13 protein-coding genes are annotated in these 11,968 nt (G+C 57.2%); 8 read left to right on the top strand and 5 right to left on the bottom strand.

Annotated elements, in window-relative coordinates:
- Positions 1-77 precede the first annotated feature (77 nt).
- A complete protein-coding gene (locus tag ABEB25_RS00820; RefSeq protein ID WP_345734470.1) occupies positions 78-584 on the top strand; it encodes a hypothetical protein in 507 nt (168 codons plus the stop codon).
- A 6-nt stretch (positions 585-590) separates the two neighbouring features.
- Here ABEB25_RS00820 and ABEB25_RS00815 read toward each other — a convergent pair whose 3' ends face one another.
- The 4 genes from ABEB25_RS00815 to ABEB25_RS00800 are packed head-to-tail and all read right to left on the bottom strand — an operon-like array spanning position 591 to position 3,599.
- Positions 591-1,298 carry a QcrA and Rieske domain-containing protein gene (locus ABEB25_RS00815; RefSeq protein ID WP_345734469.1) on the bottom strand — a complete coding sequence of 236 codons (708 nt, stop codon included), beginning with the start codon at positions 1,296-1,298 and terminating at the stop codon, positions 591-593.
- A gap of 58 nt (positions 1,299-1,356) precedes the next feature.
- Positions 1,357-2,307 (bottom strand): outer membrane protein assembly factor BamD, encoded by a 951-nt coding sequence (gene bamD / locus ABEB25_RS00810; protein WP_345734468.1) that lies wholly within the window; start codon positions 2,305-2,307, stop codon positions 1,357-1,359.
- A gap of 17 nt (positions 2,308-2,324) precedes the next feature.
- Complete coding sequence (locus ABEB25_RS00805; protein ID WP_345734467.1) at positions 2,325-2,798, bottom strand: hypothetical protein; 474 nt, start codon at positions 2,796-2,798, stop codon at positions 2,325-2,327.
- 36 nt (positions 2,799-2,834) lie between these two features.
- Positions 2,835-3,599 carry an outer membrane protein gene (locus ABEB25_RS00800; protein ID WP_345734466.1) on the bottom strand — a complete coding sequence of 255 codons (765 nt, stop codon included), beginning with the start codon at positions 3,597-3,599 and terminating at the stop codon, positions 2,835-2,837.
- Between the two features lie 238 nt (positions 3,600-3,837).
- On the opposite strand from ABEB25_RS00800, the gene ABEB25_RS00795 reads away from it, so the two are divergent.
- The 7 genes from ABEB25_RS00795 to ABEB25_RS00765 all read left to right on the top strand — a co-directional run bounded on the left by ABEB25_RS00795 (position 3,838) and on the right by ABEB25_RS00765 (position 10,905).
- A complete protein-coding gene (locus ABEB25_RS00795) occupies positions 3,838-5,427 on the top strand; it encodes a tetratricopeptide repeat protein (RefSeq protein ID WP_345734465.1) in 1,590 nt (529 codons plus the stop codon).
- 44 nt (positions 5,428-5,471) lie between these two features.
- Positions 5,472-6,386 (top strand): UbiA family prenyltransferase, encoded by a 915-nt coding sequence (locus tag ABEB25_RS00790; RefSeq protein ID WP_345734464.1) that lies wholly within the window; start codon positions 5,472-5,474, stop codon positions 6,384-6,386.
- An 84-nt stretch (positions 6,387-6,470) separates the two neighbouring features.
- Positions 6,471-7,673, top strand: coding sequence for a 3-dehydroquinate synthase (locus ABEB25_RS00785; RefSeq protein WP_345734996.1), 1,203 nt, complete (start codon positions 6,471-6,473; stop codon positions 7,671-7,673).
- A gap of 265 nt (positions 7,674-7,938) precedes the next feature.
- The gene (locus tag ABEB25_RS00780; protein ID WP_345734463.1) at positions 7,939-9,123 is read left to right on the top strand and encodes a tetratricopeptide repeat protein; all 1,185 of its coding nucleotides are present in this window, start codon (positions 7,939-7,941) and stop codon (positions 9,121-9,123) included.
- A 41-nt stretch (positions 9,124-9,164) separates the two neighbouring features.
- Positions 9,165-9,752: a hypothetical protein gene (locus tag ABEB25_RS00775; RefSeq protein ID WP_345734462.1), complete on the top strand. Its 588-nt coding sequence runs from the start codon at positions 9,165-9,167 to the stop codon at positions 9,750-9,752.
- Positions 9,742-10,122 carry a hypothetical protein gene (locus tag ABEB25_RS00770; RefSeq protein ID WP_345734461.1) on the top strand — a complete coding sequence of 127 codons (381 nt, stop codon included), beginning with the start codon at positions 9,742-9,744 and terminating at the stop codon, positions 10,120-10,122. The genes ABEB25_RS00775 and ABEB25_RS00770 overlap by 11 nt, the downstream gene beginning before the upstream one ends.
- Positions 10,123-10,188: 66 nt before the next feature.
- On the top strand, positions 10,189-10,905 hold the full coding sequence (locus tag ABEB25_RS00765; RefSeq protein ID WP_345734460.1) for a carboxylesterase family protein: 717 nt from the start codon (positions 10,189-10,191) through the stop codon (positions 10,903-10,905).
- An 8-nt stretch (positions 10,906-10,913) separates the two neighbouring features.
- Here ABEB25_RS00765 and ABEB25_RS00760 read toward each other — a convergent pair whose 3' ends face one another.
- Positions 10,914-11,894: a L,D-transpeptidase gene (locus tag ABEB25_RS00760; protein ID WP_345734459.1), complete on the bottom strand. Its 981-nt coding sequence runs from the start codon at positions 11,892-11,894 to the stop codon at positions 10,914-10,916.
- Positions 11,895-11,968: the final 74 nt, after the last annotated feature.

The following is an 11,968-nucleotide window of genomic DNA, read 5'->3' as shown; positions in this document are numbered from 1 at the left end:
TTTTACTGATGGTTTCTGCGCTGCTGATGGCCGCCGGTTGGGGTCTTTATTTAGGCCAACCTGAGGGGACCAAAGTGATGCCTCCCAGCCCAATCAAGGTGCAGCCCCAGGCAATGGAGCGCCCTTTTTGGGAGGAGGCCAGCGTGCCGGATCTTGTCACTTCGGATGCACCTGCCCAAGTGGTCCTCCAACCACGTAGCGGTCCTTTAGTTCAGCGAGATTATGAGGCCGAAGTACGTGCACTGGAGCCAAACGGCGAGGCACGCCAGCTCAATGACAGCTTGCTGCTTTGGTTTGACCAAAATCCGAAAGCCGCCACGGACTGGATCAACCAAACCGAGCGCTTTGACGATCTCGTTCCCAGCCTGTCTTCACTCGCGCTTGGCATTGCCAATCAGGGGCAGATGCAGACGGCTCTCGCGTGGGTCGAAGCCATCCCGGACGAAGCCCACCGTCATGAGGCACGGCTACGTCTTTACGCGCAGCAAGCTCGCCAAAGAAAAGTAAATGACGAAGGGCTGAAGGCTGCGGGCTTCAGTGCCGATGACATCGCCATCATCCGAGGCGGCTCATTGGGAGATTAAAACTACTCACTCCACTTCATCCACGATGTAAAAGCCTCGCTGGTTATCTGAGTCCACATAAAGGTGGCGAGGGCCATCACTCGTGACCGATATCTCAGAGCTTACGGCGAGACCATTCGGAGTCACTGCGAAGGGGACAGTGGAAAAAGCAGAAACGACATCCGCCTTGAATCGGAGCTGATAACGCCGTCCCGACTTGCCCTCAAAAGTCAACTTCAAGCGCAGGCGATTTCCAGCGCGGCGGTAAAGCTGGATGGGCTTCACATCCAGGGGCAGGTTCGGCAGCGTGATTTTCAACTCATCAGCCCCGTCAAATTCAATGCCAAACGAGGCCAGATTTTCTTCCGCAGGCCCGCGAACCACTTGGCCTTGAATGTCATAACGGGAACCGTGGCAAGGGCATTGCATGTAACCCTGCTGCTGCACAAAGGTGCCCACGGTGCAGCCTGCGTGCGTACAAACAGAATCAAGCGCATGGAAAGAGGAAACCGAAGCACGTGTCACGATGAGGGCCGTATCCACCGCACTGAGATTCACCTGCACGGAGCCGCCTACCGACTGCAAAGCAGGAAAGCTGGCCAAGGATAAATACAAAGCGCCCGGCCCTGTTTGCAAAGCGGCCACCTCCATCACCATCCCGCGCGCCCAAGCCAATCCCGTGACTGTACGCGCAGTCCCGATGAGCCAGCCCTGAAGCCATGTGCGACGCAACATCTACCCTTAAGATGCGCGAAAACGGACGATGAACGACTCAAAGAGCGTGACACTTCCCTCACCTCACCGGGCCGACCGTTTCGGCGGCAGGTTGGGTTTTCAGGATCTTGTCGGCAAGGGTCTTATCCGCCACGACGGCTTCCGGAAAACGCTCAGCCAATTGTTCATAATACACCGCTGCTGCTTTTTCATTCCCCCGGCCTTCATAATAACGAGCGAGGCCTAACAACTCACGCATTTCAGAAGCTCGCACCTCCGAGAGGCAAGAGCGGGCTTGGGCCACCTTATCACTCTCAGGGAAACGAGCGATGAACCACGCCAATGAGATAGCTGCCCCTTCGCGCTGATGCGGGCTATTGCTGCGCATGGTCTTCCAATCTTTGTAAGCGATGTAGGCCACCTGGTAGCCGGCATCATCCGCCAACTCATGCTTGGGGTAGGTTTCCGTAAAATCTTCATGGGTGGCGATGGCCACCTTCTTTTCACCGGCCTTTTCTTGGGCAATCGCCAGGTAATAATGCGCCTGGATTCCAACCTCGCTCTGCGGGCCATTTTTGATCACCGTCTTCAGCATCTCCACCAGGATCTCAGGCGGCGTGATCTGAGATTTCCGGGCCACTTCCAGCGTGCGGCGGCTTTCTTTGCCACTGCCGAGTAGGCGCTGCACCAACTGAAGCTGTGCGGCATGGGCTTTTTCAAAATTCCCGGGCTGCTCCACAATCAGACGGTTCAGGGCCTCAAAGGCGGATTCATCATCACCGAGGTGAATGTTGATACGATACACTTCCCACAGTGACAGGGCCGACCACTCCGTGCGGGGGTAATGTTTGACCACGTTGAGAAAGCGTTCCAGAGCCTCTTCAGCCTCGCCTTCCGACATTAATTTCTGTGCGCGAGAATACAGACGACGCACGGACTCATCAGCATCCCTAGCCTGCACGGGCAGCAGAGCACCGAGCACTAAAAAATAAAGCAGCCCTGCTCGAACAGGGCTGCTAATGAAAGGCATCGCTGAAGATTTAAAGATCATTCGCCAGGAGCGTTCACCGCTTCGAGCACAGGCAGCGGGGAGGCACCACCACCTGTCGAGGAGGCAGGCAGCAATGTGCTTGGCTTATACTGCTTGGCCAGCTCTTCTGTGCTGCGTTTGCCAAAGGTCACACGACCCAGCGTGACGAATTCACCGTTCTTATCCAGAGGGTTCTTCACCTTGGCTTCAGCACCGGGATAAAGATTCTCTACGAGGCCGGAGTTTGGCCCCAGGCAGTCCACGTGAGGGATTCCAGGTTCATCGGAGATGGTGTAGTCAAAACTGACGATCTGCTGCCCCAAGTTGCGGAACTTGATGGTGTTTTCGATCGTTTCTTCATCCACCATATCGCTCACCAGTTGATAGCTCACAGGGGCGTTAGGGAACGCGAGACGCTCCGAGGTGATGGTCTTGCAGGAGGCCAGTGCGACGGTGGCAAGGCCCAAAGTAAACAGGCGGGAGAACTTCATGGGTGTGGGTTGAGTGAGAGCCGGGCGAAATGAAAATTAGTAGCGGTAGCGGAAGCCGATGAGGTAGCCATCGGAAGCAAAGTTCGTCAGCTCCTCAAGGTCACCCACATGGAAGTCACGATATTCAGCGAAGATGGAATACTGGTCTTTCCAGGTCCACTCGACGCCTGCATACCAGTTCCAGGAATTGATGAACTCATCCACACTGAAGGGCGTGTTGCTGGCGGTGTTGTTACCCGTATTGTTAAACTGGGCACGGGACTTAGCCGTGGCATTGCGATACCACACCTGGCCACCACCGAAGCCTGCTCCCACGTAAGGACGGAAACCAGCGGCAAATTTGCCGATGCGTGCCCGGTAACGATAGAGATCTAGGGCAAGTGTGCCGTTCAGGTTAAAGAACAAGGAGTTCATATCGGCCTGATAAGCCACCGTGTCGGTCGCCAGACGCCCACCACCTGCAGGCTGATTGGCATCCGCCGAACGACCCTTGAGTTCGGTGGACATGAAGGTGCCCTCCACATCCACAGAAGCGAGAATTGGCAGACGTTTCATCTTCCAGCTCTTGCCGACTTCGATGCTAAAACTGGCAGCACCGTCGGAATCATCCAGACTGAATTTTTTGTCGCCGATCTTAACGTCACCTGTCTGGCTCAGGGACTCGCCAACAGATACGCCGACGAAAGGACCATATTTGCGCTTCTGGGCCGCGCCTTCACCGCCGAGTGACTTGAGTTCAAGCTCGGCCGCTGGGGCAGCCAAGGTGCAAAAGGTAAGAGTGAGCAGAGCGAGGGAACGCATGATGGGATGGAATTGCCGCGTCTATTAATCCGCGCTTTCACCTGCTGAAATGAGTTCGATGTGAAGAATTCGTCACACGTTACCCGCCGCAAAGTGTCACATTCTGCTCACACTCTGCCACATGATGAGACCTTTATTGATGCTCTGCCTGGCCATTTTGACAGCCCCGTTGCTTGCCCAGCAGCCTGGCGGTTCGGCCCCTGTACCTGCGGCTGTTTTAGATCCTATCTCCCCAAATGTGCCCGCTGCCCCAGGTGAACCGGCCCTGCCGCAGAACGCAGGATTTCCAGTGGACGTGAACAATTACGAAAACCCGCTCCTGCTTTTCCAAGGCGAGAAGCGCGACCTGCCCATGGCCGATGAGGAGAACCTGGAGCTGCTGCCGCCCATCTCGCCATATCTTCCAGGCGAGCAAGCCCCCGCAGGAACGCCCGACAAGCCGCTGACGCCCGAGGAGCTTGAACTGCGCAGCCTAGGGGCCAAGGTGGCCGCTTCCGTCGTCGGCATCCGTGTCTGGGATGAATTTGGCAACCAGATCAGCAGTGGCATCGGCTGCTTTGTGACAAAAGACGGCGTTATCCTTACCGACACTGGTTTGCTTCATCCGGAGATCGCGGAAAAGGTGGACTACATCACGACCACGGGCGCGGATGGCACCAATCATAAAGTGGCCGGTTTCTACCTGGCGGATCTCGTCACTGGGGTGACGCTGCTGCAAAGTGAAACGAGGGACACGACACCGCTGGAGCTCGCCCCTGACACTGACTTTGCCCAAGAACGCGCCTGCCATGTCCTGGCCGTCTCTGAAAAACGCGGCCTCGTGCTGGCGGATGCGAAGGTGCAAATGGACCCCGCCCTCACTGGCCTGGGCTGGCTGAATCTAAAAGGCACAGACTCCCCTGGCGCGGTGGGTTCCCCCGTGTTGTCGAAGGCCGGGCGTGTCATGGCCGTGGTGGGCATGAAGGTGCCGCTGCAGAGCTGGATGAACTTTGCCCTGCCCTGCGATGCAGCCGCCTTTGAACTGCGCAAAAACCGCGCGCCCATGCAGCCGCTGTCGAAACTGCCCCAGAGCCCCAAGCTGCGTGAGGTGGCCAACGATCCCGAGTTCGTCGCCGCTTTTGCCACCCTCCAGCAAAAACGTGTGGAGTCCGCCATGCGCAAGCTGGTGCAGCTCACCCGCAAGTACCCGCGCAGCGCAGAATGCTGGGCTCTGCTGGGGCTGAGTGCCACCTATCTAGGGGCCTCGCCTGAGGCGCTGAACTGCCAGCGCAAAGCTGTAGCGCTGGACCCCAAGGCGGGGCTCTACTGGCATCAACTTGCCTTTGCTAAACTGCGCGAATCCCCCGGCGGCCTGCCAGACAGCACGGAGGACCGCGAGGCGCTGGAACTGGCGGTGGAGCAGCGGCCGAATGATCAACTGGCCTGGCTGCTGCTGGCCAGCCGCCACGTGCGTGACGGAGATCTGGGCAAGGCCGATGATGCCCTGCGCCGCGTCACCCTGCTGGCTCCCGGTTATGCCCAGGCGCATTACTTGCAAGCCTATGTGCGAGGTCGTCTAAAGGACTATGACGGAGCCCAGGCCGCCATTTCTCAAAGCCTGAAGCTGAACGCTGGCTACTCCGAGGCCTGGTACTATCAGGGGCTGCTTTTTGATAAGCAGGGGAATCCGGGCGAGGCCACCAAAGCCTATCGCAACACCGTGCGCCTGCGCCCGACGCACCCCCAGGCCTGGATGAATCTGGCCTACGCCTATAAAAAGATGGGCCGTGAAACCGAGGCGCGGGAAGCTTTTAAAGAGCATCAAAAGCGGACGATGAAGGGGAAATGAAGCCGTGCCTTTGCGTGATACGCAGCCTGCGCTAGGGTCGGCCCATGCTCCGCGCCTGGCTCGAACTCGCCCGCATCTCCAATCTCCCCACTGTCTGGACCAACGTCACGGCGGCTTGGCTACTGGCAGGTGGCCCCTGGCTGGATGTACGGCTGGGCTGGCTGCTGCTGGCAGGCTCCCTCCTTTACACAGGCGGCATGATCCTCAATGACGCGGCGGATGCCAAATTCGACCGCGAGCACAAAAAGGAACGCCCGATCCCCAGCGGTAAAGTCAGCGCCGGCACCGCCTGGGGCGTGGGGCTGGGGATGATGGCACTGGGAGCAACGACGGCCATCTTCACTGCCGGAGCCAGCCTAGTGATCACGCTCGTTCTTGTGGCGGCCATTCTGTTTTATGATCTTTACCACAAACCCTGGCCTGGAGCCGTGTGGGTGATGGGGTCCTGCCGGGTGCTGCTTTATCTCATGGCCAGCTCTGCCATTCCTGGCGGTGAAGCCAGCATTCACTGGTGGCTAGATAATGACGTGCTGATTTTTGCCCCCACATTAGGAGCGTACATTGTCGGTCTCACCATGGTCGCCCGCATGGAGGCTAAAGGGGCGGTCACCTCCCCTCTGCGCGCCTTTTTTGCCAAAGGTTTGCTGTATGCCCCTGCGGTGGTCGCCATCGTTTTCTGGATCAGCCGAGCGAACTGGCAGCTCATACCTCTTTTGGGGGATCTCACACCGCTCGCCCCACTGCCCTTCATCTTTCTTTTCATCGGCATGGTGGCCTACGCCACACGGGTCATGCGTCAGGGCGGGCCTGCTATCGGCCGGGCCGTGGGCATCCTCCTGGCAGGCATCGCCGTGGTGGATGCGCTAGCAGTCATGCAGGTTTCCCTATTTCTAGCCTGTGGCTTTGTCCTAATGGCCCCACTGCTGCGCCTCTGGCAACGTTGGATTGCGGCCACTTAAGCGTGCATTTCCAGGTTTCCTGGCTGCATGAAACGGCGGTTAACATCGTTCTAGTCTTTCCCTTTCGTCACCTTTGACGTAAGGATTAATGAGACCCAACCGCCCATGCTGGAGAAGAAAATCAGGCTCGAATACGCCCATCGCATCCTTTTCACCCGCGATGTGTTTGCTGCTGCAAACACGACCATCTGCGATCTCCTCTTGCTGGACCACCCCAACAAGGTCCCTCGTGTGCTGGTGTTTGTGGATGATCATGTGGCCTCAGCCAACCCGCAACTTCTCGACAGCATCCGCTCGTATGCACGGGCTCATGCCGAGGTGCTGGACCTAGCGGGCGAGCCGGTGATCCTACCCGGTGGGGAACCCTGCAAGAATGACTTCTCTCTCGTCCAGCAGTGCTGGCAGGCCATCAACGATGCCGGGCTGGACCGCCACAGTTACGTCTTTGTCATCGGTGGTGGAGCCGCATTGGACCTCGTTTGTTTTGCGGCGGCCACTGCCCACCGGGGCATCCGCCACGTGCGCTTCCCCACCACCACCCTCAGCCAGGGTGATGGCGGCGTGGGCGTGAAAAATGGCGTCAATTACTTCGAGAAAAAGAACTGGGTGGGCAGCTTTGCCGTCCCCTTTGCCGTGGTGAATGACTTTGCCTTTCTGGAGTCCCTGCCTGAGCGCGAACGCCGCAATGGCATCATCGAAGCCATCAAAGTTTCTCTCATCCGCGACCGCGCCTTTTTTGAAGAGATCGAGCAGATAGCTCCAGCCCTCGCCCGTCTGGAGCAGCCTGCGCTTGAGCGGGTGGTCCAGCGCAGTGCCGAACTGCACGTGGAGCACATCGCCACCGGGGGCGACCCCTTTGAACTCGGCAGCGCCCGCCCGCTCGACTTCGGCCACTGGGCCGCGCATAAGCTGGAGCAGATCACCCACTTTGCCGTCACCCATGGCGAAGCTGTGGCCATTGGTATGGCGGTGGACCTCCTTTACTCCGTGAAAAAGGGCATCCTTGATTCCCCCACCGCGCAGCGTGTCCTGCGCCTGGTGGAACAGATCGGCTTTGATACCTACCACCCCAGCCTCATCGCCGAAGGCAGGACCGGCGAGCCCACCATTCTCGAAGGCCTCGAAGAATTCCGCGAGCACCTCGGCGGCGAACTCACCGTCACCCTCGTGCCCAAAGTGGGTCAAAAACTCGAAGTCCACGAAATGGACCGCGAGCTGATTCTTGAGGCCGTTGAGGAACTGCGCATGCATGCCGAGGCGAACCACCTCGCCCCGGCGGGCAGGTGATTTTGCCAGTCATCGAGACCGTTCAATGAAGCGTTACTCTAACGCCTGATTCGCTCTGTTGGTGTTTAGCCTTTAGGCGATTTTAGAGAGCATCGAATACAGAAGCATCGCCTAAAGGCTAGACACCAGCAGAGCTAGCGAATCTTCTCCCGAGCTCCTTCAAAGCACCCTGTAAGCACGCGCATGGAGATCCCTCATCGTGAAGGCCTAGGAGATTTCGACAAATCGCCTTGTTGATTGGATGTTTTAAGAGCATCAGAATCCGATGTCCTTCGCCCCTGGTCAGGATCCCGAATCTGGTGCAGAAGCATTGGATATCCACCCCTCTGTGACTGTTCTCAATCACTTGATTGAGGCCAAACAATGGGAGCGTCTGCTAACCATGGCGAGAGAGCGACTGGCCCAAAAGGTCGAAGATGAAGCCGGGCATCGTTACGCAGCGGTTGCCTTGATCCAACTTCGTCAAAGTAAAGAAGCGAAGCAGCACGTGGATTGGCTTCTGCGAAAGGATCCTGAAAACCCCTTTCACTACGTTCTAGCTGCGCAGATCGCCGTTCAGCAATCCGCGTTTCGTCAGGCTCGCAGGCACTTGGAACGAGGCTTAGCATTGGACCCAGAATACCCGACACTCCATCGGCTGATGGCTACGGTGATGTCCGTCCTCGGCAAAGTAAAACAGGCTCAAACACACGCTGATAAAGCCAAAAAACTGGATGCAGGGTCCGTCGAAACTTGGCGTACCGCAGAATTTGTTTTTCGTGCCAATTCCGGGATTCATGGCCATTGGAAAGAGCGTATCGAGGCGCTCCAAAATGCCCTTCAATATGATCCGGAAGATCCTGTGGTTTTATGGCAAGTGGGAACACTCCTCCAGGATCTCGAGAGGCCTGCTGCTGCCGAGCACTGGCTGTCCCGCTCATTGGCTACTCAGCCCACTTGTGCCGTGGTCATCCAAGACTGGAAAGAGACCTTTGAGAGAAAAGCATTTGTCTATCGCTGCCTTTCCTTTCCCTGGCGTTCACTCCACGCTTTTAGGGTCAGTTTTGACAGCATCGCTCAATCCAAACCCTGGCTGCTGCTCCTGCATCTCTTGGCCGTTAAATTTTGGACTGCCGTCATTCTTTGGTGGTTAGCCACATTGATGCTTTTAGCGCCCGTTGGCTGGGTGGCACGGTATTTCATGATCCTCCACCCGGCTTTCGACCTTCGCTTTTTGCCTCATTCATGGATACGCAATCAGTCAAAGAAAGCCCGCATCGCGTGGATGATGACCACCATTGCCGTAGCCTCAGGCTTGGCCATTCTGCTGACATCGCCAGAGTTTGTAGGCTTTTGGGCTTTCCTCAGTCTGACAATGTTCATCCTACAGGCCGCAGCCACAGGCCTCTTTATTCTTGTCCGGCGAACCATGTCGCCCTTCCCACCTCGGACATGGCTTTCCTTTCAGTAAGTGCTCGGCCCGCAATCCAAACTGACCCATTTTCTAAGCACATGATCGACACCTATAACCGTCTGCAAATCCTCAAAGGCGTTCTGCTGCTGGCTGCATCCATCGTCTGTTATGCCGTAGCCTGGATGTTTTTCCGCTATGGCTTGGCTTTCGTTTTTCATTCCTTTCGTCTGCCTGCGACACTCGTTCCATGGCTCAGTCTCGCGGCACTCGCGGCCGTGACCTATGGGGGCTGGCGGCAGTGGCAGAGAGGCGATGGATTCAACAGCTACATTGAGTCCTCTTTGTTTCATGATTTGGGCGATTCCGGAGGGGCCTTCATGGTGGAGCAGCAGACCCATCGAATCACAGGACCTGCCTACCTTCTGAGTCAGATCTTCCTGGGCGGCCCGCTGTTGATTTTGCGGGCTCTAAAGCACTTGTGTCAGCGCCTGCCGACGGCAAACGGGCTCGAAACCCGGCTTCATGAGACACTCGGCATCCTACGGGCAGCAAACAAGTGGCAGTCCATCGAGGATCATCCTGAACGGCGGTTGGAGATCCTGATGCTGGCGCAGATGCGCAAGATTGATTTCAGCACCCACACAGGCATCATGCGCATCAAAGCCTTGCCAGCCCATGGAGTTTAACTTTGATTTCCGCCGCCTGCTGCTCTTCGCCATTCTTCTGGGAGGGTTCGCCTTGCTGGGTGGCTTTTCCAAGCCTGAGCTCCCGCCGGAGTCCCTGCATCAGGCAGCCAGAGTGTATAAAGCCTGGTTTTTCTGCATGGCTATTTTCACCCTGGGCGCAGCAAGTTTTTCGCTGGTAGACCATTGGGCTGGCACCATCGAACCCGTCAATCTCCGGCCTGTTTACGTGCTCCTTGGCGGCCTGTTAATGCTGGCGGGTGGGCTCTGGCTTCGGTCGCTGAAACAAAGCGTGGAGTCGCCCCAAAAAGTGGTCGCCCAAAGCTTCATGCACGCCCCCGCCAGACGAGTCCCTCCGTTTCAGCGGGCTTAATTTCCAGCCCTGTATTTCTCCTTAAAACCGCAAGACTTTACCTTCTTCCACGTTCGTTTGCCCACCATGATCCGTCCTCTTTTCACCAGCCTGCTGGCCCTCACCATGACCGCCTCCCTTTCCGCTGCGGAACTGACCCCGCAGACCTTTGCAGGCGAGGTCTCCCTCAAGGTTGGCTATTCCTACCTTCTCACACTGCCGGAAGGTTATGAGACCGATACCGCCAAAAAATGGCCTCTGCTCGTCTTCCTTCATGGCGCGGGCGAGCGTGGCAGCGATCTGGAACTGCTCAAAAAACACGGCCCGCCGAAGCTCATGGCCGCAGGTAAAAAGTTCGAGGCCATCGTGGTCTGCCCCCAGGTGCCGACTGCCAACATCTGGAATGAGCACGGGGTGAAAGCCCTCACGGATGAGATCATCCGCACGCATCGCGTGGACACTTCCCGCCTCTACCTCACTGGCATCAGCATGGGTGGATTTGGCACCTGGGATACGGCACTGGCCTACCCGGATACGTATGCCGCCATCGCCCCCATTTGCGGTGGTGCCGGAGTCGGGTTCGTGATGGCCGAACGGATCAAAGACCTGCCTTGCTGGATCTTCCACGGCGACAAAGACGGTGCCGTCTCGGTGGATTTCTCCACCAGAATGCACAGTGCCCTGCAAAAGGTAGGCAGCTCGGCAAAGCTAACCATCTATCCAGGTGTCGGCCACGATTCCTGGACACAAACCTACAACAACGAGGAATTCTGGAACTGGCTCTTCGCGCAGAAGAAACCTTGAGCACTCCACTACCTCACGATCACCCGCGAATCTGGCCGGACCAAAGTGGGCAGTCGGATGGCGTCCCAGTTCGCCAACCTCACACAGCCTGCGCTCTGGCTACGCCCGATGGTGCGGGGATTTGCCGTGCCATGCAGGCCAATGCCTGACTTGCTGAGTCCGCACCAAAAGATACCCACCGGACTGTTCGGTCCAGGGGGCAGTTGATAGGCTTCCTTGCCTCTCACTCCAGCTTCCAGGAACTGCTTGTCATAACGGAAACTAGGGGTGGTCATCATCGTTTTCACACTCCAGGTGCCTACCGGAATGAACTCCGGTTTACCCGGAGTGATGGGAAAGGCGGCCAGGAGTTTTTCGTCGCTGGTATAAACCGCCGCCATGCGTTCGGTCGTGTCCACCACGATGGTGTGATTGCTCAATGCAGGGTCTTTGCCAAAGCTCTGTAGGGGTTTCACTTCCTCGATGCGAAAGGAGCGCACATTCGGCACCACCACCACGTCTCCCGGTGTCAGCTTGGCCATGTCCAGCTCCGGATTGCACTTGGCCAGGAAGCTCTCGTCCGTGTGAAAGCGTTCCGCCACGAGTTCGACATAGCTGCGGTAGGCCATGTAGGGGTGCTTCACCTGTTCTTCAGGCTTTTCTGGCAGCTTCGGATTCACAAACTTTTCCAGGTCGCTGCGGATCTTGAAGGCCGCAAAAATCACCGGCACCTCCTTCGTGGCCGCTTTCAGGGCAGGCTCCCAGTCATAGAGATCCGAATGGCCGTTGGCGAAATTGTAATTCACCACCGCCTTATAAGTGAACTCCCCCACCGCCCCGTCCAGTTTTCCAGGACCAAAGAGGTGTTTGTCCAAAAAGATCTGCAACTGCAGAATCGTGTTACGGTCTTTCGGCACTGGCCCCCCATCCTGGGCTGCGGCTTTCAGGACAAAGAACGGCAGCCCGGCCACGGCCAGCCAAGCACAAACAAGTCGGGAGAAATTTCGCATTTCTTAACTAATAATCGATTTTTCATCGAAGGCCAGTCCGGGATGTCCCAGGAATCTTTTGCGGAATTAAAAAG

Origin of the sequence: Prosthecobacter algae (assembly GCF_039542385.1) — a bacterium.
GTDB classification, from domain to species: domain Bacteria; phylum Verrucomicrobiota; class Verrucomicrobiia; order Verrucomicrobiales; family Verrucomicrobiaceae; genus Prosthecobacter; species Prosthecobacter algae.
Note: the sequence above shows the minus strand (reverse complement) of the source record. Positions and strands in the feature narration are given on the sequence as shown.

Coding starts and splice junctions, on each gene's coding strand:
- ABEB25_RS00820 (WP_345734470.1), top strand. CDS start 78: ATGCCTCCCAGCCCAATCAAGGTGCAGCCCCAGGCAATGGAGCGCCCT.
- ABEB25_RS00815 (WP_345734469.1), bottom strand. CDS start 1,298: ATGTTGCGTCGCACATGGCTTCAGGGCTGGCTCATCGGGACTGCGCGT.
- bamD (WP_345734468.1), bottom strand. CDS start 2,307: ATGCCTTTCATTAGCAGCCCTGTTCGAGCAGGGCTGCTTTATTTTTTA.
- ABEB25_RS00805 (WP_345734467.1), bottom strand. CDS start 2,798: ATGAAGTTCTCCCGCCTGTTTACTTTGGGCCTTGCCACCGTCGCACTG.
- ABEB25_RS00800 (WP_345734466.1), bottom strand. CDS start 3,599: ATGCGTTCCCTCGCTCTGCTCACTCTTACCTTTTGCACCTTGGCTGCC.
- ABEB25_RS00790 (WP_345734464.1), top strand. CDS start 5,472: ATGCTCCGCGCCTGGCTCGAACTCGCCCGCATCTCCAATCTCCCCACT.
- ABEB25_RS00780 (WP_345734463.1), top strand. CDS start 7,939: ATGTCCTTCGCCCCTGGTCAGGATCCCGAATCTGGTGCAGAAGCATTG.
- ABEB25_RS00775 (WP_345734462.1), top strand. CDS start 9,165: ATGATCGACACCTATAACCGTCTGCAAATCCTCAAAGGCGTTCTGCTG.
- ABEB25_RS00770 (WP_345734461.1), top strand. CDS start 9,742: ATGGAGTTTAACTTTGATTTCCGCCGCCTGCTGCTCTTCGCCATTCTT.
- ABEB25_RS00765 (WP_345734460.1), top strand. CDS start 10,189: ATGATCCGTCCTCTTTTCACCAGCCTGCTGGCCCTCACCATGACCGCC.
- ABEB25_RS00760 (WP_345734459.1), bottom strand. CDS start 11,894: ATGCGAAATTTCTCCCGACTTGTTTGTGCTTGGCTGGCCGTGGCCGGG.